This is a genomic window from Pseudomonas sp. TWI923 (genome assembly GCF_039673365.1).
In the GTDB taxonomy this organism is placed as follows: Bacteria; Pseudomonadota; Gammaproteobacteria; order Pseudomonadales; family Pseudomonadaceae; genus Aquipseudomonas; species Aquipseudomonas sichuanensis.
In genome coordinates this window covers 1-22,506 of record NZ_JBDJLM010000032.1, presented here as the reverse complement: position 1 = coordinate 22,506, position 22,506 = coordinate 1, and the positions used below count along the sequence as shown (strand labels likewise).

The 22,506-nt window shown below is 64.8% G+C and carries 23 protein-coding genes; 17 read left to right on the top strand and 6 right to left on the bottom strand.

From position 1 onward, the window contains the following. The first annotated feature begins 54 nt into the window (after nt 1-54). From hslU to ABE459_RS14250, 6 genes are all read left to right on the top strand, one after another. Nucleotides 55-1,398, top strand: coding sequence for an ATP-dependent protease ATPase subunit HslU (hslU, locus tag ABE459_RS14275; RefSeq protein WP_125465840.1), 1,344 nt, complete (start codon nt 55-57; stop codon nt 1,396-1,398). A gap of 137 nt (nt 1,399-1,535) precedes the next feature. Next, complete coding sequence (locus ABE459_RS14270) at nt 1,536-1,913, top strand: DUF971 domain-containing protein (protein ID WP_125465841.1); 378 nt, start codon at nt 1,536-1,538, stop codon at nt 1,911-1,913. Between the two features lie 336 nt (nt 1,914-2,249). Further along, entirely contained in the window at nt 2,250-3,929 is a 1,680-nt protein-coding gene (gene phaC / locus ABE459_RS14265; protein WP_323830744.1) for a class II poly(R)-hydroxyalkanoic acid synthase, read from the top strand. A gap of 64 nt (nt 3,930-3,993) precedes the next feature. Next, nucleotides 3,994-4,845, top strand: a complete 852-nt coding sequence (phaZ, locus tag ABE459_RS14260; protein ID WP_125465843.1) for a poly(3-hydroxyalkanoate) depolymerase — start codon at nt 3,994-3,996, stop codon at nt 4,843-4,845. Between the two features lie 177 nt (nt 4,846-5,022). Next, nucleotides 5,023-6,705 carry a class II poly(R)-hydroxyalkanoic acid synthase gene (gene phaC, locus ABE459_RS14255; RefSeq protein ID WP_323830745.1) on the top strand — a complete coding sequence of 561 codons (1,683 nt, stop codon included), beginning with the start codon at nt 5,023-5,025 and terminating at the stop codon, nt 6,703-6,705. A 4-nt stretch (nt 6,706-6,709) separates the two neighbouring features. After that, nucleotides 6,710-7,324, top strand: coding sequence for a TetR/AcrR family transcriptional regulator (locus tag ABE459_RS14250; protein WP_125465845.1), 615 nt, complete (start codon nt 6,710-6,712; stop codon nt 7,322-7,324). A 76-nt stretch (nt 7,325-7,400) separates the two neighbouring features. Here the strand turns inward: ABE459_RS14250 and ABE459_RS14245 are convergent, their stop codons facing one another. The 3 genes from ABE459_RS14245 to ABE459_RS14235 all read right to left on the bottom strand — a co-directional run bounded on the left by ABE459_RS14245 (nt 7,401) and on the right by ABE459_RS14235 (nt 9,106). Then, complete coding sequence (locus ABE459_RS14245; RefSeq protein WP_125465846.1) at nt 7,401-8,132, bottom strand: phasin family protein; 732 nt, start codon at nt 8,130-8,132, stop codon at nt 7,401-7,403. A gap of 10 nt (nt 8,133-8,142) precedes the next feature. After that, the gene (locus ABE459_RS14240) at nt 8,143-8,559 is read right to left on the bottom strand and encodes a phasin family protein (RefSeq protein ID WP_125465847.1); all 417 of its coding nucleotides are present in this window, start codon (nt 8,557-8,559) and stop codon (nt 8,143-8,145) included. A 271-nt stretch (nt 8,560-8,830) separates the two neighbouring features. After that, a complete protein-coding gene (locus ABE459_RS14235; protein WP_110994133.1) occupies nt 8,831-9,106 on the bottom strand; it encodes a polyhydroxyalkanoic acid system family protein in 276 nt (91 codons plus the stop codon). A 125-nt stretch (nt 9,107-9,231) separates the two neighbouring features. Here ABE459_RS14235 and ubiE point away from each other — a divergent pair, with 125 nt between their 5' ends. From ubiE to ABE459_RS14180, 11 genes are all read left to right on the top strand, one after another. After that, on the top strand, nt 9,232-10,002 hold the full coding sequence (ubiE, locus tag ABE459_RS14230) for a bifunctional demethylmenaquinone methyltransferase/2-methoxy-6-polyprenyl-1,4-benzoquinol methylase UbiE (RefSeq protein WP_050707258.1): 771 nt from the start codon (nt 9,232-9,234) through the stop codon (nt 10,000-10,002). Next, entirely contained in the window at nt 10,002-10,625 is a 624-nt protein-coding gene (locus ABE459_RS14225) for an SCP2 sterol-binding domain-containing protein (RefSeq protein WP_125465848.1), read from the top strand. The genes ubiE and ABE459_RS14225 overlap by 1 nt, the downstream gene beginning before the upstream one ends. Next, the gene (gene ubiB, locus ABE459_RS14220; RefSeq protein WP_110994130.1) at nt 10,622-12,235 is read left to right on the top strand and encodes a ubiquinone biosynthesis regulatory protein kinase UbiB; all 1,614 of its coding nucleotides are present in this window, start codon (nt 10,622-10,624) and stop codon (nt 12,233-12,235) included. The genes ABE459_RS14225 and ubiB overlap by 4 nt, the downstream gene beginning before the upstream one ends. Nucleotides 12,236-12,308: 73 nt before the next feature. After that, entirely contained in the window at nt 12,309-12,701 is a 393-nt protein-coding gene (gene hisI / locus ABE459_RS14215; RefSeq protein WP_110994129.1) for a phosphoribosyl-AMP cyclohydrolase, read from the top strand. A 2-nt stretch (nt 12,702-12,703) separates the two neighbouring features. Then, entirely contained in the window at nt 12,704-13,039 is a 336-nt protein-coding gene (locus ABE459_RS14210) for a phosphoribosyl-ATP diphosphatase (protein WP_323830746.1), read from the top strand. 172 nt (nt 13,040-13,211) lie between these two features. Next, on the top strand, nt 13,212-13,484 hold the full coding sequence (locus ABE459_RS14205) for a twin-arginine translocase TatA/TatE family subunit (RefSeq protein ID WP_125465849.1): 273 nt from the start codon (nt 13,212-13,214) through the stop codon (nt 13,482-13,484). 3 nt (nt 13,485-13,487) lie between these two features. Then, a complete protein-coding gene (tatB, locus tag ABE459_RS14200; RefSeq protein WP_125465850.1) occupies nt 13,488-13,865 on the top strand; it encodes a Sec-independent protein translocase protein TatB in 378 nt (125 codons plus the stop codon). Beyond that, the gene (gene tatC / locus ABE459_RS14195) at nt 13,862-14,653 is read left to right on the top strand and encodes a twin-arginine translocase subunit TatC (protein WP_323830747.1); all 792 of its coding nucleotides are present in this window, start codon (nt 13,862-13,864) and stop codon (nt 14,651-14,653) included. Before tatB ends, tatC begins: the two co-directional genes overlap by 4 nt. Further along, nucleotides 14,650-15,357, top strand: coding sequence for a 16S rRNA (uracil(1498)-N(3))-methyltransferase (locus ABE459_RS14190; protein ID WP_323830748.1), 708 nt, complete (start codon nt 14,650-14,652; stop codon nt 15,355-15,357). Before tatC ends, ABE459_RS14190 begins: the two co-directional genes overlap by 4 nt. A 99-nt stretch (nt 15,358-15,456) precedes the next feature. Further along, on the top strand, nt 15,457-17,373 hold the full coding sequence (locus tag ABE459_RS14185; protein ID WP_323830749.1) for a methyl-accepting chemotaxis protein: 1,917 nt from the start codon (nt 15,457-15,459) through the stop codon (nt 17,371-17,373). A 168-nt stretch (nt 17,374-17,541) separates the two neighbouring features. Continuing rightward, nucleotides 17,542-19,494, top strand: a complete 1,953-nt coding sequence (locus tag ABE459_RS14180) for a methyl-accepting chemotaxis protein (protein ID WP_323830750.1) — start codon at nt 17,542-17,544, stop codon at nt 19,492-19,494. Between the two features lie 110 nt (nt 19,495-19,604). On the opposite strand, the gene ABE459_RS14175 is transcribed toward ABE459_RS14180, so the two are convergent. The 3 genes from ABE459_RS14175 to ABE459_RS14165 all read right to left on the bottom strand — a co-directional run bounded on the left by ABE459_RS14175 (nt 19,605) and on the right by ABE459_RS14165 (nt 22,317). After that, the gene (locus ABE459_RS14175) at nt 19,605-20,339 is read right to left on the bottom strand and encodes an amino acid ABC transporter ATP-binding protein (protein WP_125466263.1); all 735 of its coding nucleotides are present in this window, start codon (nt 20,337-20,339) and stop codon (nt 19,605-19,607) included. Further along, complete coding sequence (locus ABE459_RS14170; RefSeq protein WP_110994121.1) at nt 20,332-21,294, bottom strand: amino acid ABC transporter permease; 963 nt, start codon at nt 21,292-21,294, stop codon at nt 20,332-20,334. Before ABE459_RS14170 ends, ABE459_RS14175 begins: the two co-directional genes overlap by 8 nt. A gap of 225 nt (nt 21,295-21,519) precedes the next feature. Further along, entirely contained in the window at nt 21,520-22,317 is a 798-nt protein-coding gene (locus ABE459_RS14165; RefSeq protein WP_167409836.1) for a transporter substrate-binding domain-containing protein, read from the bottom strand. Nucleotides 22,318-22,506: the final 189 nt, after the last annotated feature.

Below are 22,506 nucleotides of genomic sequence, written 5' to 3'. Positions count from 1 at the left end.
GCCCACAGCGGGACTTTTCCACACTGATGACTGCGCCTTAGGACCCTATTGATCATGTCCATGACCCCCCGCGAAATCGTTCACGAACTGAACCGCCACATCATCGGCCAGGACGACGCCAAGCGCGCCGTCGCCATTGCCCTGCGCAACCGCTGGCGGCGCATGCAGCTGCCTGCCGAGCTGCGTGCCGAAGTCACCCCGAAGAACATCCTGATGATCGGCCCCACCGGCGTGGGCAAGACCGAAATCGCCCGTCGCCTGGCCAAGCTGGCCAACGCGCCGTTCATCAAGGTCGAAGCGACCAAGTTCACCGAAGTCGGCTACGTCGGCCGTGACGTCGAGTCGATCATCCGCGACCTGGCCGATGCCGCGCTGAAGATGCTCCGCGAGCAAGAGATCGTCCGTGTGCGCCACCGCGCCGAAGACGCCGCCGAAGACCGCATCCTCGACGCCCTGCTGCCGCAGGCGCGCACCAGCAGCTTCGCCGAAGAGGCCGCACCGTCGAGCAGCGATTCCAACACCCGCCAGCTGTTCCGCAAGCGCCTGCGTGAAGGCCAGCTGGACGACAAGGAAATCGAGATCGAAGTGGCCGACGCGGTCGGTGTCGAGATCGCCGCGCCGCCCGGCATGGAAGAGATGACCAACCAGCTGCAGAGCCTGTTCGCCAACATGGGCAAGGGCAAGCGCAAGGCGCGCAAGCTGAAGGTCAAGGACGCGCTGAAGATGGTCCGCGACGAAGAAGCCGGCCGCCTGGTCAATGACGAAGAGCTCAAGGCCAAGGCCCTGGAAGCGGTCGAGCAGCACGGCATCGTGTTCATCGACGAAATCGACAAGGTGGCCAAGCGTGGCAACGTCGGCGGCGCCGATGTGTCCCGCGAAGGCGTGCAGCGCGACCTGCTGCCGCTGATCGAAGGCTGCACCGTCAACACCAAGCTGGGCATGGTCAAGACCGACCACATCCTGTTCATCGCCTCCGGTGCGTTCCACCTGAGCAAGCCGAGCGACCTGGTGCCCGAGCTGCAGGGTCGCCTGCCGATCCGCGTCGAGCTCAAGGCCCTGACCCCGGAAGACTTCGAGCGCATCCTCAAAGAGCCGCACGCCTCGCTGACCGAGCAGTATGCAGCGCTGTTGAAGACCGAAGGCCTGAACATCGAGTTCGCCGACGAGGGCCTCAAGCGCCTGGCCGAGATCGCCTTCCAGGTCAACGAGAAAACCGAGAACATCGGTGCCCGCCGCCTGCACACCCTGCTCGAGCGTTTGCTCGAAGAGGTGTCGTTCAGTGCCGGTGACCTGGCCAGCGCCCATGACGAGACGCCGATCCACATCGACGCCGCGTATGTGAACAGCCACCTGGGTGAGCTGGCGCAGAACGAAGACCTGTCGCGCTACATCCTGTAAGCGGCAAGCTGTAGGCTGCAAGCGACAAGCTGATTTGCGTCGCTTGCAGCATCACCTCTCTCCTGTTTATCCGCGATGGCTTGAATATCGCCTCTTGAAGCTTGAAGCTTGCAGCTTGAAGCTCAAGAGAGAAGCCCATGGCCCGCCTGCCCACCGCCATCAACCTGCACAAAGCCTCGAAAACCCTCACCCTCACCTACGCCCCCGGCGAGGTCTACCACCTGCCTGCCGAGTTCCTGCGGGTGCACTCCCCTTCCGCCGAGGTCCAGGGCCACGGCAATCCCATCCTGCAATTTGGCAAGATCAACGTAGGCCTCAGCGGCCTGGAGCCTGCCGGCCAATACGCACTGAAACTGACCTTCGACGACGGCCATGACTCAGGGTTGTTCACCTGGGAATACCTCGAACAACTGTGTCTGCGCCAGGAACAACTGTGGGCCGAGTATCTGGATGAACTGCACAAGGCCGGCAAATCCCGCGACCCCGCCGAGTCGGTCGTCAAGCTGATGCTCTAGCGCGGGGCCTCCAGGTTTTAGAGCGCATTTTCTAATCTCATCTGCTTGAATGCGTGGATGGCGGCCAAAGACTGGCTGTCTTGCGCATTACATGAAAGTCGGGTAACCAATGGAGCTGGCAAGTTCCCTGCATCGCCTTCTCGGCAGGCAGGGCCAGGCCGGTATGTAGAGGTCGCGAGCGAAAGCAGGTTGTCTTCACACGCAGAAACCCCCGCAGCTCATCATCGACACGCATCCGGTCGCAGCACCGCTGTTCCTTATCACTGGTCACCCGAGTAGCAGTACCGGGCTGTCACAGCACACCGGTACTCGTCTCAGGACAACGGAGCGTCGTAGATGAGTAACAAGAACAACGATGAGTTGCAGCGGCAGGCCTCGGAGAACACCCTGGGGCTGAACCCGGTCATCGGCATTCGCCGTAAGGATTTGCTCACGTCGGCGCGCACGGTATTGCGCCAGGCGGTTCGCCAGCCGCTGCACAGTGCCAAGCACGTAGCGCATTTCGGCCTGGAACTGAAGAACGTGCTGCTGGGCAAATCCAGCCTGCAGCCCGGTGGCGACGACCGTCGCTTCCAGGACCCGGCCTGGAGCAACAACCCACTGTACCGTCGCTACCTGCAGACGTACCTGGCCTGGCGCAAGGAGCTCAACGACTGGATCGGCGAAAGCGACCTGTCGCCCCAGGACATCACCCGTGGCCAGTTCGTCATCAACCTGATGACCGAAGCCATGGCACCGACCAACACCCTCTCCAACCCGGCGGCGATCAAGCGCTTCTTCGAAACCGGCGGCAAGAGCCTGCTCGACGGGCTGTCCAACCTCGCCAAGGACATGGTCAACAACGGCGGCATGCCCAGCCAGGTGAACATGGAAGCCTTCGAGGTGGGCAAGAACCTGGGCACCAGCGAAGGCGCGGTGGTGTACCGCAACGACGTGCTCGAACTGATCCAGTACAAACCCATCACCGAGCAGGTGCACAGCCGCCCGCTGCTGGTGGTGCCGCCGCAGATCAACAAGTTCTACGTGTTCGACCTGAGCCCGGAAAAGAGCCTGGCGCGCTTCTGCCTGCGCTCGCAGCAGCAGACCTTCATCATCAGCTGGCGCAACCCGACCAAGGCCCAGCGCGAGTGGGGCCTGTCCACCTACATCGACGCCCTCAAGGAGGCGGTCGACGCGGTGCTGGCGATCACCGGCAGCAAGGACCTGAACATGCTCGGCGCCTGCTCCGGGGGCATCACCTGCACCGCGCTGGTGGGCCACTATGCGGCCCTGGGCGAGAAAAAGGTCAACGCCCTGACCCTGCTGGTCAGCGTGCTCGACACCACGATCGACACCGAGGTGGCGCTGTTCGTCGACGAGCAGACGCTGGAGGCCGCCAAGCGCCACTCCTATCAGTCCGGGGTGCTCGAGGGCAGCGACATGGCCAAGGTGTTCGCCTGGATGCGCCCCAACGACCTGATCTGGAACTACTGGGTCAACAACTACTTGCTGGGCAATTCACCGCCCGTGTTCGACATCCTGTTCTGGAACAACGACACCACGCGCCTGCCGGCCGCCTTCCACGGCGACCTGATCGAAATGTTCAAGAACAACCCGCTGATCCGCGCCAATGCCCTGGAGGTGTGCGGCACCGCCATCGACCTGAAGCAGGTCGACTGCGACATCTTCAGCGTCGCCGGTACCGCCGACCACATCACCCCGTGGCAGTCGTGCTACCGCTCGGCGCACCTGTTCGGCGGCAAGATCGAGTTCGTGCTGTCCAACAGCGGCCATATCCAGAGCATCCTCAACCCGCCGGGCAACCCCAAGGCGCGCTTCATGACCGGTGAAGACCGCCCGGACGACCCGCTGGCCTGGCAGGAGAACGCGGTCAAGCACGCCGACTCCTGGTGGCTGCACTGGCAGACGTGGCTGGGCGATCGCGCCGGGGAACTGAAGAAGGCGCCAACCCGGCTGGGCAACCGCACCTATGCCGCAGGCGAGGCCGCACCGGGAACCTACGTGCACGAGCGTTGAGCCCAACCGCCGTGATGTGCCGGCAGGCGCATCGCGGCGCTACCTTCACCCCAGAGTCACGCGTATGCCGCAACCCTACATCTTCCGCACCGTCGAGCTGGACGATCAGTCCATCCGCACCGCGGTGCGCCCGGGCAAGCCGCACCTGACGCCGCTGCTGATCTTCAACGGCATCGGCGCCAACCTCGAACTGGTGTTCCCGTTCATCGAGGCGCTGGACCCGGACCTGGAAGTGATCGCCTTCGACGTGCCCGGGGTCGGCGGCTCGTCGACGCCGCGTCACCCGTACCGCTTCCCCGGCCTGGCCAAGTTGACCGCGCGCATGCTCGACTACCTCGACTACGGCCAGGTCAATGCCATCGGTGTGTCCTGGGGCGGGGCGCTTGCCCAGCAGTTCGCCCACGACTACCCCGAACGCTGCAAGAAGCTGGTGTTGGCCGCCACCGCCGCCGGTGCGGTGATGGTGCCGGGCAAGCCCAAGGTGCTGTGGCTGATGGCCAGCCCCCGGCGTTACATCCAGCCCTCCCACGTGATCCGCATCGCCCCCATGATCTATGGCGGTGCCTTTCGCCGCGACCCGGACCTGGCGCTGCACCACGCCTCGAAAGTGCGCTCCGGCGGCAAGATGGGCTACTACTGGCAGCTGTTCGCCGGGCTAGGCTGGACCAGCATCCACTGGCTGCACAAGATCCAACAACCCACCCTGGTGCTGGCCGGCGACGACGACCCGCTGATCCCCCTGGTCAACATGCGCCTGCTGGCCTGGCGGATTCCCAATGCCCAGCTACACATAATCGACGATGGCCACCTGTTCCTGATCACCCGGGCCGAGGCCGTCGCCCCGATCATCATGAAATTCCTCCAGCAAGAGCGCCAGCGCGCGGTCATGCACCCCCGGCCCGCCTCGGGCGGCTGATGCAGACGCGCTGGCGTCTGTGGGAGCGGCTTTAGCCGCGAAGCAAGCGACACGGTGAATGGCACCGGCTACGCCGGTGTTCGCGGCTAAAGCCGCTCCCACAGGTCTCTGGTGGGTCAGGCAGTGATGCGCAGCACCACCAGAGCGGCCCGATTGCTATAACGATGGAGTGTTGGCATGAAAGACAAACCGGCAACAGGGACGATACCGGTCCCGGCCACCAGCATGAACGTGCAGAACGCGATCACTGGCCTGCGCGGCCGCGACCTGCTTTCGACGCTGCGCCATGTCGGCCGCCATGGCCTGCGCCACCCGTTGCACACGGCAAAACACCTGCTGGAGCTGGGCGGCACCCTGGGCCGGGTGATGCTCGGCGACACACCGTTCCAGCCGCACGCACGCGACAGCCGCTTCAGTGACCCCACCTGGAGCCAGAACCCGTTCTACCGGCGCAGCCTGCAGGCCTACCTGGCCTGGCAGAAACAGACCCGCCTGTGGGTCGAGGAAAGCTCGCTGTCCCACGATGATCGCGTGCGCGCGCAGTTCCTGTTCAACCTGATCAACGACGCCATCGCCCCGAGCAACTCGCTGCTCAACCCGCTGGCGGTCAAGGAGTTGCTCAACACCGGCGGCCAGAGCCTGCTGCGTGGCGTTGGCCACTTGCTCGACGACCTGCGCCACAACGACGGGCTGCCACGCCAGGTGGACGAGCGCGCCTTCGAGGTCGGCGGCAACCTCGCCGCCACGCCTGGCGCGGTGGTGTTTCGCAATGAGCTGCTGGAGCTGATCCAGTACAAGCCGATGAGCGAAAAGCAGTACGCCCGGCCAGTGCTGGTGGTGCCGCCGCAGATCAACAAGTTCTACATTTTCGACCTCAGCCCGACCAACAGCTTCGTCCAGTACATGCTCAAGAACGGTCTGCAGGTGTTCATGATCAGCTGGCGCAACCCCGACCCGCGCCATCGCGAGTGGGGCCTGTCGAGCTACGTGCAGGCCCTGGAAGAGGCGCTCAACGCCTGCCGCAGCGTCAGCGGCAGCCGCGACCCGAACCTGATGGGCGCCTGCGCCGGCGGCCTGACCATGGCCGCGCTGCAGGGCCACCTGCAAGCCAAGAACCAACTGCGCAAGGTGCGCAGCGCCACCTACCTGGTGAGCCTGCTCGACAGCCAGTTCGACAGCCCCGCCAGCCTGTTCGCCGACGAACAGACCATCGAGGCGGCCAAGCGCCGCTCGTATCAGCGCGGCGTGCTCGACGGCGGCGAAGTGGCACGGATCTTCGCCTGGATGCGGCCCAACGATCTGATCTGGAACTACTGGGTCAACAACTACCTGATGGGCAAGACCCCGCCGGCTTTCGACATCCTCTACTGGAACGCCGACAACACCCGACTGCCCGCCGCCCTGCACGGCGACCTGCTGGACTTCTTCAAGCACAACCCGTTGCCCCACCCCGACGGGCTGGAGGTGTGCGGCACGCCCATCGACCTCAAACAGGTCGACCTGGACAGCTTCACCGTGGCGGGTAGCAACGACCACATCACCCCCTGGGACGCGGTGTACCGCTCGGCCCTGCTGCTGGGTGGCGAGCGACGCTTCGTGCTATCGCACAGCGGGCATATCCAGAGCATCATCAACCCGCCCGGCAACCCCAAGGCCTACTACCTGGAAAACCCCAAGCTGTCCGGTGACCCGCGCGCCTGGTTCTACGATGCCGAGCGCCGCGACGGCAGTTGGTGGCCGCAGTGGCTGGAGTGGATCAGCCAGCGCTCCGGTACGCTCAAGGCACCGCGCACCGAGCTGGGCAACGCCACCTACCCACCGCTGGCCCCCGCGCCAGGCACCTACGTACTGGCACGCTGACTGAATGAAGACCCGCGACCGCATCCTCGAATGCGCCCTGCTGCTGTTCAACCGCCAGGGCGAACCCAATGTCTCGACCCTGGAGATCGCCAACGAACTGGGGATCAGCCCGGGCAACCTGTACTACCACTTCCACGGCAAGGAGCCGTTGGTGATCGGCCTGTTCGAGCGCTTCGAAGAACAGCTGATGCCGCTGCTCGACCCACCGCTGGACGTGCGCCTGGACGCCGAGGACTACTGGCTGTTCCTGCACCTGATCGTCGAGCGCATGGCCCAGTACCGCTTCCTGTTCCAGGACCTGTCCAACCTCACCGGGCGCCTGCCCAAGCTGGCGCGCGGCATGCGCAGCCTGATCAACGCGCTCAAGCGCACCCTCGCCGCGCTGCTGGCCAGCCTCAAGAGCCAGGGCCTGGTGACCAGCGAAACGCAAGCCTTGGGGCAATTGGTGGAACAGATCGCCCTGACCCTGATCTGTTCGCTGGATTACCAGCGGGTACTGGGGCGTGAAGGCGATGTGGGGGTGGTGGTGTATCAGGTGATGATGCTGGTGGCGCCGCACTTGCAGGCGCCGGCGCGCACGGCGGCGGAGCAGCTGGCGATGAGGTATCTGGAGGGGTGAAATGATCGCGGGGCAAGCCCGCTCCCACACGGATACCGTGGGAGCGGGCTTGCCCCGCGATGAAGGCGACGCGGTATCAGGCCTGGGCGGCCACGTTCACCGGTGCCGACGGGGTGGCGCTGGCCGGGGCCGCGCTCGGCGCCGGGGCGGCGGTGGCGGCAGGTGCCGCGGCTACCGGCTTGGCTGCCGCAGGTTTGGCCGCAGGTGCTTTCTTGACTGCTGGCTTCTTCGCCGCTGCCGGTTTGGCCGCAGGCTTGGCAGCAGCCGGCTTGGCTGCAGTGGTTTTAGCCGCAGGCTTGGCAGCAGGTTTCGCCGCAGCGGTCTTGGCGGCCGGCTTGGCAGCTGCCTTGGCCAGTGGCTTGGCAGCCGTCTTGCTGGCGGCGGCCTTGGATACCGGCGTGACCGAAGCGCCGGTCAGCTTCTCGATCTGCTTGGTCAGCGTGTCGACCTGCTGGTGCAGTGCCTTGATCTCGTTGCGGCTAGGTACGCCCAGGCGCGAGATGGCGCTGTTCAGGCGCTTGTCGAAGGCCTCTTCGAGTTCGCTCCACTTGCCCAGCGCGCGTTCCTTGACATCCGATACCCGCGAGGTGGTGGCGGACTTGGCCGAGTCGGCTGCCGAGTCGACGCTTTTCTTCGCCTGCTTCTCGGCTTTCTCGCCATCCTTCACCAGCGAATCGAACAGCTTCGGACCGTCCTGGTCGACCTTGGAATAGATACCCAGGCCAGCCAACCAGATCTTGCGGGAGTACTTCTCGATTCCGCCGATCCAGGAGCTGCCTTCTTTTTCGGTGTTCTTCTTGCCAGCCATCCTGCTCTCCTTATGGTTTGTGCGCGACGCGCTCGAGCAGCTCGTGCAGCTGTTCAAGCTTGATGGACAACGCCTCAACGTCATGTTTAGACGGAATGCCGAGGCGATTCAAGGCGCGGCCGACGCGCTCGTCGAAGGCTTTCTCGATTTTGTCCAGCTGGACCTCGACCTTGCCCCGAACGCGGGTCACTTCCTGGCCAGCTTCGTCGAGCTGGTGGTTGGCCGCATCGAGTTCTTTATGGATGCGTTTCTTGCCGCGCTTCTCGACGCCTTCACCGGCCTTGACCAGTTCCTTGAAGTAGTCGGAGCCTTCCTGGCCGACACGGGCGTATGCACCGATGCCAGCCAGCCAGATCTTGCGCGCGTAGCCGCGCACTTCGCCCAGGGTGCCCTGGGCGTCGTCCTGCTTGAGATTCACTTTGGCCATGCTCTGTACCTCATGCTCATTTGGGGAGGGAGGATGAGCCCAGGGTGGTAGGGCTTGAGCGTGAAGGTAGGCGGAATAATTAGAATCCTCACCCTAAGGTGGGCTGTATTGCCGCTTCAAGGCTGCAGGGTGTAGGAGAGGCCTTGTGTCGCGAAAGGGCTGCATCGCAGCCCCAACGATATGTGCAACACCACCAGATCCATGGGGCCGCTTTGCGGCCCTTTCGCGACACAAGGCCGCTCCTACAGGGGGTTGGGGCGTTACAGACGAATCAGGCCAGGGCTTTGTCCAGCGCCCGCTCGATCTCGCCCTTGATGGTGCCGCCCATCATCGACAGCATCATGCCCAGCTTGAGCTCGACGCGGATGCTGTCGTCAAAGATGTGCACGCTGCCATTGGCGCCGCTGCGGGTCACGTCTACCCGGTCGCCGTTCCAGCTGGCCTTGAGGTCGTATTCGCGGCTGAGCTTGTCCACCAGCGCTTCGGCCTTGGCGCGGGCGGCTTCGCGGCCGAGGGAGTGTTTGCGTTCGACGCTGATCTGGGTCATGCGGGTGTTCCTGCTGATGTAGACATAATCGCCATTATGCCCGCCACCCCGCCACGGCACACCCCGCGAAGACAAATCCGCCCGATGCCCCTAGAATGGCGGTAATTTTTTTCTGGTGAAGCGAAATGACCGACCAGCGCAAAGGCGACCACGCCGAACCCACCACCCACTTCGGCTACCAGGACGTGCCCGAGAGCCAGAAGGCGAAGAAAGTCGCCGAGGTCTTCCACTCCGTCGCCGCCAAGTACGACCTGATGAACGACGTGCTGTCCGGCGGCATGCACCGCCTGTGGAAGCGCTTCACCATCGAGCTGTCCGGTGTGCGCAGCGGCAACCGGGTGCTGGACATCGCCGGTGGTACCGGCGACCTGGCCGCCAAGTTCTCGCGCCTGGTCGGCCCGACCGGCCAGGTGGTACTGGCCGACATCAACGACTCGATGCTCAAGGTCGGCCGTGACCGCCTGCTCGACCGTGGCGTGGCCGGCAACATCGAGTTCGTCCAGGCCGACGCCGAGAAGCTGCCGTTCCCGGACAACCACTTCGACTGCGTGACCATCGCCTTCGGCCTGCGCAACGTGACGCACAAGGACGAAGCCATTCGCTCGATGCTGCGCGTGCTCAAGCCCGGTGGCCGGCTGTTGATCCTGGAGTTCTCCAAGCCCACCAACAAGCTGATGTCCAAGGCCTACGACGCCTACTCGTTCGCCTTCATGCCACTGGCCGGCAAGCTGATCACCAACGACTCCGAGAGCTACCGTTACCTCGCCGAGTCGATCCGCATGCACCCCGACCAGGAAACGCTCAAGAGCATGATGGTCGAAGCCGGCTTCGACCGCGTCACCTACCACAACATGACCAGCGGCATCGTCGCCGTGCACCGGGGGATCAAACCCTGATGCTCCTGGCCGGCCTTCTCGCCAGCGTCGAACACGGCCTCAACCGGGTCCTGCGCATGGACAGCACGGCACTGCCGCGGCTGGCCGCGCTGGAGGGCCAGGTCATCGAGATCGACTGCGTGCAGCCGGCCCTCAAGCTGTTCGTGCTGCCCGATGAAGAAGGCCTGATGCTGGCCGCCCACTGGGAGGGCGAGGTCGATTGCACCCTGCGCGCCCCGGCCGGGCGCCTGGCCCAGTTGGCCCTGAGCAAGGACAAGAGCGCCGTGCTGCACAGCCCGCAGGTCGAACTGCACGGTGACAGCGCCGTGCTGCTCGACCTGGTCGCGGTGCTGCAGGACCTGGAACTGGACTGGGAGCACGAGCTGCAACGCTGGCTCGGCCCGGTACCCACCGCGCTGCTCGCCGGCCACGTGCGCCTGCGCGCGCGCTGGACCAGGCAGGGCCTGGCCCGTTTCAGCCAGAACCTTTCCGAGTACCTGGCCGAAGAGTCCCGCACCCTGGTCGGCAAACGCGAAGCCGAAGCGGCGTTCAGCGAACTCGATGCGCTCAAAGTCGACATCGAACGTCTCGAGGCGCGCCTGCGCCGCCTCGCCCACACTCTTGATACCAGCGATAACGCATGAAGCTGCTCGCCGTCCGCCGTCTGTTGCGCATCCAGCGCGTCGTGATCCGCTACCGCCTCGATGACCTGCTGTTCGAACAGCCCCTGCTGCCCTGGTGGCTGGCCAGCCTGCGCCTGCTGATGCCCTGGCGCTGGCTGCCGCGCAAACCCCTCGAACTCAGCCGTGGTGCGCGCATGCGCCTGGCACTGCAGGACCTGGGGCCGATCTTCATCAAGTTCGGCCAGCTGCTGTCCACCCGCCGCGACCTGCTGCCCACCGACATCGCCGACGAGCTGATGCTGCTGCAGGACCGGGTGCCGCCGTTCGACCCGCAGCACGCCGTGGCGCTGATCGAAGAGCAGCTGGGGGCCAAGGTTGGCGAGGTGTTCAGCCGCTTCGACGTCGAGCCGCTGGCCTCCGCTTCGGTAGCCCAGGTGCATGCCGCACGCCTGAAAAGCGGCGAAGAAGTGGTGGTCAAGGTGGTGCGCCCGGGCCTCAAGCCGGTGATCGCCCAGGACCTGGCCTGGCTGTTCCTGATCGCCAAGGCCGCCGAGCGCGCCTCGGCCGATGCCCGCCGCCTGCACCCGGTCGAGATCGTCGGCGACTACGAAAAGACCATCTACGACGAGCTCGACCTGCTGCGCGAGGCGGCCAACGCCAGCCAGCTGCGGCGCAACTTCGAAGGTTCGGAGCTGATGTACGTGCCCCAGGTGTACTGGGACTTCTGCCGGCCCAAGGTGCTGGTCATGGAGCGCATCTACGGTGTACCGGTCACCGACATGGCCACCCTGGCCGACCAGCGCACCGACATGAAGCTGCTGGCCGAGCGCGGTGTCGAGGTGTTCTTCACCCAGGTGTTCCGCGACAGCTTCTTCCACGCCGACATGCACCCGGGCAACATCTTCGTCAGCACGGTCAAGCCGTGGAGCCCGCAGTACATCGCCATCGACTGCGGCATCGTCGGCAGCCTCACCGCCGAGGACCAGGACTACCTGGCGCGCAACCTGATCGCCTTCTTCAAGCGCGACTACCGCCGCGTGGCCCAACTGCACATCGACTCGGGCTGGGTACCGGCGCAGACCAAGGTCAACGAGTTCGAAGCGGCGATCCGCACCGTGTGCGAGCCGATCTTCGAAAAGCCGCTCAAGGACATCTCCTTCGGCCAGGTGCTGATGCGCCTGTTCCAGACCGCCCGGCGCTTCAACATGGAAGTCCAGCCGCAATTGGTGCTGCTGCAGAAGACCCTGCTCAACATCGAAGGCCTGGGCCGCCAGCTGTACCCCGACCTGGACCTGTGGAGCACCGCCAAGCCGTTCCTCGAACGCTGGATGCGCGAGCGCATGAGCCCCAAGGCGGTGTTCGGCAACCTTTACAGCCAGGCCGAGCAACTGCCGCACCTGGCCGACATGACCCGCGACCTGCTCGAACGCCTGTCGCAGCCGCACCTGCACGACCCGCAACTGCCCGAGCGCCGTCGCCAGGGCGATAACTGGGCGCTGCGCCTGCTCGGTGCCGGCCTGCTGGCCGGCGGCGCCACCCTCGCCGCCGGCGCCGTGAGCCTGAGCGCCCCGGCGGCGTGGCCGGCCTGGTTGATGCTGGCCGCAGGCTTGTACCTGATCGTGCGCCGATAGCCAGCCGCGCGGCTGGCTGGCACACTAGCGCACAGGGGCCCGGTACGGGAGCGGGCCCGGTTTGGAGTCGACGATGAAAGACTGGCTGGACGAGATCAAGTGGAACAGCGATGGCCTGGTACCGGCCATCGCCCAGGACCACAAGACCGGGCGCGTGCTGATGATGGCCTGGATGAACCGTGAATCCCTCGTGCTGACCGCCGCCGAAAACCGCGCCATCTACTGGTCGCGCTCGCGGGGCAAGCTGTGGCGCAAGGGCGAAGAGTCGGGCCATGTGCAGAAACTGCACGAAATGCGCCTGGACTGCGACGCCGACGTGATCATCCTGATGGTCGAGCAGTTGGGCCATATCGCCTGTCATACCGGCCGCGAAAGTTGCTTCTACCGCGTCTTCGAAGACGGCCAGTGGAAAATCGTCGATCCGGTCCTGAAGGACCCGGACGCCATCTACAGCGCAGGACACTGAACATGAGCGACACGCTGAACCGCCTCGCCGAAGTGCTGGAAGAACGCAAGCACGCCGCCCCCGACAGCAGCTATGTGGCCAGCCTCTATCACAAGGGCCTGAACAAGATCCTCGAGAAACTCGGCGAAGAATCGATCGAGACCATCATCGCCGCCAAGGATGCCGCCGCCAGCAAGGATTACAGCGATGTAATCTATGAGACCGCCGACCTGTGGTTTCATAGCCTGGTCATGCTCAGCGCGCTGGGCCAGCACCCGCAGGCGGTGCTCGATGAGCTGGAGCGCCGGTTCGGCCTGTCCGGCCACGATGAGAAGGCGGCGCGACAGCCGTCTTCCTGAATGATTGCCTGGGGGCGCTTTGCGCCCCTTTCGCGGCACAAGGCCGCTCCTACAGGGGCCTGCGTCGCTTGAACGATTCGCTATCCCCTGTAGGAGCGGCCTTGTGCCGCGAAAGGGCTGCAAAGCAGCCCCCAGGGCCCGAAAGACAGACACACATTTTCAGGAGTTTGAGATGGGCATTTTCGACTGGAAACACTGGATCGTCCTGCTGGTCGTCGTCGTGCTGGTGTTCGGCACCAAGAAGCTGAAGAACTTCGGCAGCGACCTGGGCGAATCGATCAAGGGCTTTCGCAAGGCCATGAACGAGGAAGAAAGCAAGCCGGCCGAGCAGACCCCGCCACCCGCCCAGCCCGTGCCACCGGTACAGAACACCGCGCAGCAGGCCCAGGGCCACACCATCGAGGGCCAGGCGCAGCCGGTCCAAGAGCCGCAGCGGAAAGACTGACCCATGTTCGGCATCAGTTTCAGTGAGCTGCTGCTCGTCGGCCTGGTCGCCCTGCTGGTGCTCGGCCCCGAGCGCCTGCCGGGCGCCGCGCGCACCGCAGGCCTGTGGATAGGCCGGCTCAAGCGCAGCTTCAATGCGATCAAGATGGAGGTCGAGCGCGAAATCGGCGCCGACGACATCCGCCGCCAGCTGCACAACGAGCACATCCTGCAGATGGAACAGGAAGCCAAGCGCATCCTCAATCCAATGGCGCCGCCTGCCGCCCAACCCGGCACTGATGCACCCGCAACCCCAGCAGCACCCGCCGCCGACGCAGCACCGACGCCACCTGCCGCTGCACCGCAACCCTCCGAGCCGCCACCACCGCCGCGAGCCCCATGAGCGATAACCCGGAAACCGACCAGCCGATGCCGCTGGTTTCGCACCTGACCGAGCTGCGCACCCGCCTGCTGCGTTGCGTCGCCGCCATCTTCCTGATCTTCGCCGGGCTGTTCTCCTTCGCCCAGCAGATCTATACCCTGGTGTCGGCGCCGCTGCGCGCGCACTTGCCGGCCAATGCGACGATGATCGCCACCGACGTGGCCTCGCCGTTCCTCACGCCGTTCAAGCTGACCATGATCGTTTCGCTGTTCCTGGCGATCCCATTCATCCTCCAGCAGATCTGGGGTTTCATCGCGCCAGGGCTGTACCGCCACGAAAAGCGCATCGCCATCCCGCTGCTGGTGTCGAGCATCTTCCTGTTCTACGCCGGCATGGCCTTCGCCTACTTCCTGGTGTTCCCGCTGATCTTCGGCTTCTTCGCCAGCGCCACCCCCGAGGGCGTGTCGATGATGACCGACATCGCCAGTTACCTCGACTTCGTCATGACCTTGTTCTTCGCCTTCGGCGTGGCCTTCGAGATCCCGGTGGCCGTGGTGCTGCTGGTGTGGATCGGCGTGGTCGACGTGCAGTACCTGAAGAAGATCCGCCCGTACGTGATCATCGGCTGCTTCGTGGTCGGCATGGTACTGACGCCGCCGGACATCTTCTCCCAGACCCTGCTGGCCGTGCCCATGTGGCTGCTGTTCGAGATCGGCGTGCTGTGCGGCAGCCTGATCCGCAAGCGCAGCCACGAGCGCGACGAACACAACGAAGACCACAACGACCAACCGCCTGCGACCCAACCGTGAACCTGTTGCTTCTCGAAGAGGCCGACTTCGTGTCGGCCGACCGCGTCATCCTCGCCGACCGCCGTTTCACCCACATGCAGGAGATCCACCGCGTGGCGGTGGGCGACAGCCTGCGCGTCGGGCGTATCAACGGTTTGATGGGCAAGGCCGAGGTGGTCCGCCTCGAAGGCCATGAAGCCGAGCTTCAGGTGGCCTTCCACCAGCCGCCACCCGCCAAGCTGCCGCTCACCCTGGTGCTGGCTGTGCCCCGGCCGAAAATGCTCCGCCGGCTGTTCCAGACCATCGCCACCCTGGGTGTTGAGCGGCTGATCCTGGTCAACAGCTACAAGGTCGAGAAAAGTTTCTGGCAGACGCCGTTCCTCAACCCCGAAACGATCCGGGAAAACCTCATCCTGGGCCTGGAACAGGCCCGCGATACGGTCTTGCCGGAAGTCATCATCGAAAAACGCTTCAAACCATTCGTCGAGGACCGCCTGCCCGCCATAGCTGCCGGTACCCTCGGCCTGGTCGGCCACCCCGGCCCTTACCCGGCCTGCCCGCGCGCCGTGGAAGGCCCGGTAACCCTGGCGATCGGCCCCGAAGGCGGCTGGATCCCGTACGAAGTCGACCTGCTGCACCAGGCAGGCCTGGCGCCGGTGCAGCTGGGTGATCGCATCCTACGGGTCGAGACAGCTGTCACTGCCCTGCTTTCGCGAATTTTCTGACAAGCGGGTCAGCTTTCGCCCATCAAGTTTCCCCGACGCACGCCGATGGCCTTTGCAACAGAACAATAATCCGCACTGCCACGCGCCGGGGAGTCGTCTATGTACCGTTGGTTTGCCCAGTCACTGGGGAATGTAAGCGTCAATCGCAAATTGGGGATCGGCTTCGGCTTGGTACTGCTGTTCACCCTGGGCATCACCTTCACCGGGTGGATGGGGATCGACAGCGTGACCAGCCGGGGCGACAAGCTCGGTAATATCTCGGTTATCCACCAGTACACCCAGGACCTGCGCATCGCTCGCCAGCACTATGAGCGCAACCGCGACGAGGCCTCGGTGGCCGAGCTGGAAAAAGCCCTGGCCAACCTCGAACGCCAGGTACAGCTGATGCTGGGCCAGATCGAGCTCCCCGCCGACCGCCAGCGCCTGGATCAGCAACAAGGCGCCGTGCGCGAATACCAACAGGCCTTCGCCGAGCTCAAGCAGGCCGGCCAGCGCCGCGAAGCCAGCCGTGGCCTGCTGGGCGACAGCGCCGACAAGGCTGCCGCATTGATCGGCAAGGTTCAGCAGCGCCTGCTGCAGGCCGGCGATATCCAGCAATACCAGCAAACCGTGGAAACCAGCGCCTTGCTGCAGCAGGCGCGCTTCCAGGTGCGCGGCTACACCTACAGCGGCAAGGCCGAGTTCCAGCAGACCGCCCTCACCGCCATCGACCAGGCCATGGCCGTGCTCAAGGCCCTGCCGGCCAAGCTCCCCGCCGAATACGCCGCCAGCCTTGACGATGCCGCCGAGGCCCTGGCCGCCTACCGTGACGCAGTGAACCAGTTCGGCAGTGCCCAGTCCGCCAGCGAACAAACCCTGCAGCGCATGGCCGCCCAAGGCCAGCTGCTGCTCAGCACCAGCCAGGAAATGACCCTGTCGCAGACCAAGGTCCGCGACCAGGGCACCCAGCAAGCCAAGACCCTGCTCGCCGGCGCCACCGCCCTGGCGCTGCTGCTGGGCGTGCTGGCCGCCCTGGCCATCACCCGGCAGATCATCGTGCCCCTGCGCCAGACCCTGACCGCCGCCGAGCGCGTGGCCAACGGCGACCTCAGCCAGGACCTGCAGGCCGACCGCCGCGACGAGCTGGGCCAGCTGCAGGCCAGCATGCAGCGCATGACCCAGGGCCTGCGCCAGCTGATCAGCGGCATCGGCGACGGCGTCACGCAGATCGCCAGCGCCGCCGAGGAGCTGTCGGCGGTGACCGAACAGACCAGCGCCGGGGTGAACAACCAGAAGGTCGAGACCGACCAGGTGGCCACCGCCATGAACGAGATGGCTGCCACCGTGCAGGAAGTGGCGCGCAATGCCGAACAGGCCTCGGAGGCGGCACTGATGGCCGACCAGCAGGCCCGCGAAGGCGACAAGGTGGTGACCGAGGCGATTACCCAGATCGAACGCCTGGCCCACGAAGTGGTGAACTCCAGCGAAGCGATGAACCAGCTCAAGGCTGAAAGCGACAAGATCGGCAGCGTGCTCGACGTGATCAAGTCGGTTGCGCAACAGACCAACCTGCTGGCGCTCAACGCCGCCATCGAAGCCGCCCGGGCCGGCGAAGCCGGGCGCGGTTTCGCCGTGGTCGCCGACGAAGTGCGCAGCCTGGCCCAGCGCACCCAGCAGTCGACCGAAGAGATCGAAGAGCTGATCGCCGGCCTGCAAAATGGCACCCAGCGCGTAGCCAGCGTGATGGACAGCAGCCGCAGCCTCACCGACAGCAGCGTCGAGCTGACCCGCCGCGCCGGCGGCTCGCTGGAAACCATCACCCGCACCGTCTCGTCGATCCAGGCGATGAACCAGCAGATCGCCACGGCTGCCGAGCAGCAGAGTGCGGTGGCCGAGGAGATCAACCGCAGCGTGATGAACGTACGCGATATCTCCGACCAGACCTCCGCCGCCAGTGAAGAGACCGCCAGCTCCAGTGTCGAATTGGCGCGCCTGGGCACCCACCTGCAGGGTCTGGTCGCCAAGTTCAGGCTGTAACGCCCGGCGTGGCCGGGCCCCTCAGGGCTACCCGGTCACGACTTCTCCTATGCGTCGAAGGGAATCCTCCTACGCAATTCGCAGGTACAGTCTTACGCCTCCCCGGCCGATGAGCAGGATGTACACGCCCCGCGTCACGCAGGGCGCCCTCATCGCCGGAGACTCACCATGCTCGGACCGCTCAACCGCATGCTCGGCCACCTCAGCGTGCGCCTCAAGCTGGCCATGGGCTTTGCCCTGGTCCTGTTGCTCACCCTGCTGACCACCCTGACCGGCTGGCAGGCCCTGGGTGATGCCATCGACCGCTCGGAAAAGCTCAGCCAGATCGCCCAGCTCAACGAGCTCAGCAAGGACTTGCGCGCCGAGCGCATTACCTTCCGCGTGCTCAGCGACGATCAGAGCCGCACCCAGCTTGCACAGACCATCAAGCAGCTCGAGGCCTTGATAGAAACCATGCGCCCACGCTACCTGTCCCCGGAGAACGTGCGCCTGATCGCCGAGAAGCGCGACTTGGTTGAGCGCTACCGGGCTGACTTCGAAAAGCTGCAGCAGGCCGTGGCGATACGCCAGCAGCACCACGCAGCCCTGCAGCAGCAGGAGTCCGAACAGGACCAGCACATCAGCGCCCTGCAAGGTGAGCTGGTCAAGCGCTTGAGCCAGTTCGACCAACCAGCCGCCCAGGGCCAGGCACTCACCCTGATCGATACGCTCAACCGCCATGTGGAAATGGCCAACCAGCGCGCCGCCATCCCGGCCTACTACAGCGACCCGCTGCAAGCCTTCGAGGAAGTCGGCCAACCCGCCATGGATGCCGCGCAAGCCACGCTCGGGCAACTCGATCAGCTGATAAAGCGCCTGGGCCTGGATGAACGCCTGAGCGCCCCCGTTGCCGCCGGTCTGGCCCGCTACCGCGAGCAACTACGCCAGTACGCGCGCTCAGCGATCGCCGTGGAGTTGCTGCAGAACGAGATGGAGCAGCTGGGCGACCAGATCACCACCAGCAGCCGCGAGCTCAGTGACAACCAGATCGCCCTGCGCGACGAGCAGGCGCTGGCCTCACGCAGCCTGATGACCAGCGTCGCCCTGCTGGCCCTGTTGATCGGCGGCTTGGCGGCCTGGCTGATCAGCCAGCAGATCACCGTGCCGCTGAAACAGACCTTGCTTCAGGCCGAACGTATCGCCAAAGGCGACTTGAGCCAGATAGACGACGTCACCCGCAGCGACGACCTTGGGCAACTGCAGGGCAGCATGCGCACCATGACCCTGAGCCTGCGTGAGCTGCTGGGCGGTATCGACCATGGCGTCACCCGCTTGTCGCAAGCGGTGGACGAGCTGGCAACGGTCAGCGAGCAAACCCAGCACCGGGTCGGCCAGCAGAAGGAAGAGACCGACCAGGTGGCCACGGCGATGAACCAGATGAGCGCCACCGTGCAGGAAGTGGCACAGAACGCCGAACAGGCGTCGCAGGCCGCAACCACCGCCGACCACCAGGCGCAGCTGGGCGATCAGGTGGTGGCCCAGGCCATCGAGCGCATCGAGCAGCTCGCCGGGCAGATGGAACACTGCCAGCAGGCCATGGCCCATCTGGCAGAAGAAAGCCAGCGCATCGGCTCGATCCTCGACGTGATTAAGTCGGTGTCCGAGCAGACCAACCTGCTGGCGCTCAACGCGGCCATCGAAGCCGCGCGGGCCGGCGAGGCCGGGCGTGGCTTTGCCGTGGTCGCCGACGAGGTGCGTGGCCTGGCCCAGCGCACCCAGCAGTCGACCGAAGAGATAGAGCAACTTATCGGCAACCTGCACAGCGGCACCGAGCAGGTCATGGGGCTGCTCGACGACAGCAAGCGCCTCACCGGACAGAGCGTCGAGCTCAGCCGCAAGGCCGGTGAAGCACTTGGGCAGATCACCGCGACCGTCTCGACCATCCAGGGCATGAACCAGCAGATCGCCACGGCCAGCGAAGAGCAGAGCGTGGTGGCCGAGCAGATCAACCGCAGTGTGATGAACGTGCGCGATGTGTCGGACCAAACCAGCACGGCCAGCGAGCAGACGGCGGCGTCCAGCGTGGAGTTGGGGCAGTTGGGGCGGGAATTGCGGGGGATGGTGGGGCGGTTCAGCCTTTGAAGCAGCTGCAAGCTACAAGCTACAAGCTGCAAGAAAAAGCACTACGCGTTGCCTGAGCATTCGCGGTTCGGCTTCTTCTTGTCGCTTGCGGCTTGCGGCTCGCAACTGCTTCAGAGCACCTGGCGCAGGAAGGCTTGCGCCCTCGGATCTTTCGGAGCGTCGAAGAACTGGCTTGGCGGCGAATCCTCCAGCAGCTTGCCGTGATCGAAGAACAGCACACGGTCGGCCACTTCACGGGCGAAGCCCATTTCGTGGGTTACGCAGACCATGGTCATGCCCTCTTGGGCGAGGGTCTTCATCACGTCCAGCACCTCGCCGACCATTTCCGGGTCAAGCGCCGAGGTCGGCTCGTCGAACAGCATCACCTTGGGCTCCATCGCCAGGGCGCGGGCAATCGCCACCCGCTGCTGCTGGCCGCCGGACAGGCGCGACGGGAACTCGTTGGCCTTCTGCGCAATGCCGACCTTCTCCAGCAGCGCCCGGGCCTTGGCTTCACGCTCGGCCTTGCCGCGCTTGCGCACCACCTTCTGTGCCAGGCACAGGTTCTCCAGCACGGTCATGTGCGGGAACAGGTTGAAGTGCTGGAACACCATGCCGACTTCGCGGCGGTAGGCGTTGATGTCGGTCTTCGGGTCGGCCAGTTGCAGGCCGTCGATGGCGACATGGCCCTGGTCGAAGTGTTCCAGGCCGTTGAGGCAGCGCAGGAAGGTCGACTTGCCCGAGCCGGACGGGCCGAGCACCACCACCACTTCGCCCTTGGCGACCTGGGTGGTGACGTTGTCCACCGCGCGCACCACCTGGCCACGGGTGTCGAAGACTTTCAGCAGGTCACGGACTTCAATCACTTTGCGCAAGCCTCCGCTCGAGCCGGCTGGCGATGTGCGACAGCGGCAGGTTGATCAGCAGGTACAGGCCTGCCACGCAGAACCAGATCTCGAAGGTCGAGAACGAAGTGGTGATGGCTTCGCGGCCGCTCTTGGTCAGCTCGGTGATGGCGATCACCGACACCAGCGAGGTGTCCTTGACCAGACTGATGAACTGCCCGGCCAGCGGCGGCAGCACGCGCTTGAACGCCTGCGGCAGGATCACGTGGCGCATCGACTGGGCGCCGTTGAGGCCCAGCGAGCGTGCCGCCTCGTTCTGGCCCTTGGCGATCGACTGCACGCCGGCACGGACGATCTCGGCCACGTAGGCGCCGGTGAACAATGCCAGCGCCGCCACCCCGGCGAACTCGCGGCTCAGGTTGAGCACGGTGCCGATGAAGAAGTAGAAGATGAAGATCTGCACCAGCAACGGCGTGCCACGCACCAGTTCGACGTAGACCGTGGACAGGTCACGCAGGGTCGGGTTGCTCGACAGCCGGCACAGCCCGGCAAACAGGCCGATCACCAGGCCCAGGGCGCCGGAAACCACCGACAGCCAGAGCGTGGTCCACAGGCCCCAGGCCAGGGGCCCCGCGGCCCAATGGCGGGTGACACCGATGGCATCGCCTTCGGCGACGTCGTCGCCACGGGCCAGCAGCATGCTGTCCTTGGCCACTTCGATCACCTGGGTGTCGCCGCTTTCATCCTTCAGGGTGACCCGGGCGTTGTCGCCGGACACCACGATTTCCTCGACCGTGCCTGGGTTGGCGGCACGCTGGGTTTCCTCGGCCTTGTAGGCGAAGTATTGCGGAACGCGGTTCCAGCGCCACTCATAGGAAATCATCGAGGTGGCCAGGTACAGGCTGAACGCCAGGCCCACCAGGACCAGCGCGGTCAGCCCATGCCAGGGCCACTGTGCTTTCTTGTGTTTGATCACGTGGGGTACTTCCGTAAATGCGAAACGCGCAAGGTGGGCTTCTGTGATGGCCAGTGAGGTTGCGTAGGCTTCTTCGCGGGTAAAGCCGCTCCCACAGGGTTTGGCGATGCCTGTGGGAGCGGGTTTACCCGCGAAGAGGCCGTCGAATACAGCCGCTATCCTCGACCAACCACCCTCAGCGCCACCTGCGCGTCGGGGTCAAAGCCTGGGCTTGTGGCCTGGGCCTTATTCCATTTCCTTCAGCCAGTCCTTGTTCTTGAACCACTTGTCGTGGATACGATCGTAGGTCCCGTCATGCTTGATCTGGTGCAGGAAGTTGTTGATGAAGTTAATGCTGTCGTAGTCGCCTTTCTTCAGGCCGAAGGCCAGCGGCTCGTAGGTGAAGGGCTCTTCGAGGAACAGCAGCTTGCCGGCGCCGGCCTTCTCCACTGCCACCACGTTGTACGGCGCGTCGTAGACGAAGGCGTCAGCCTTGCCGTTGACCACGTCCATCACCGCTTCCTGCTCGTTGTCGTAGCCGTGGTACTTGGCTTTGCCGATCAGCTTCTTGGAAACCATCTCGCCGGTGGTACCGAGCTTGGAGGTGATGCGGTACTTCTCGTTGTTCAGGTCTTTGTACGACTTGATCTCACCCGCCAGTTCCTTGCGGATCAGCAGGGTCTGGCCGACCACGATGAAGGGTTCGCTGAAGTTCAGGCGCAGGTTGCGCTCTTGAGTGAGGGTCATGCCGCTGCCGATGAAGTCGAACTTGTCGGTGAGCAGGGCCGGGATGATGCCGTCATAGGCGGTGGAGACGGTCTCCAGCTTGACGCCCATGGACTTGGCCATGGCCTTGAGGATGTCGACTTCGAAGCCGATGATCTCGCCGCGCTTGTTGGTCATCTCGAACGGCATGTAGGTCGGGTCCATGCCGACCCGCAGGGTGCCGCGCTTGACCGCGTCGTCGATGGCGCCGGCCTGGGCGGCGGTTACCGCGATGAGGGCGGTGGCACCGACCAGCAATCGCGACAGGTATTTCTTCATCATCACCAAGTCCCCTAGCAAGAAGTACGCAAAATTCTTTTTGTATGCACGGCCTGACAGACCGATGCGTAATGTCGCGTAGGATGCTAACGCATGCGCGGGCTGGGACCTAGCGCTCGGGGGGACTTTGTTGGCCAAAATCGGCCTGAAAAGCATCGCGGGGCAAGCCCGCTCCCACGCGCTAGGCGT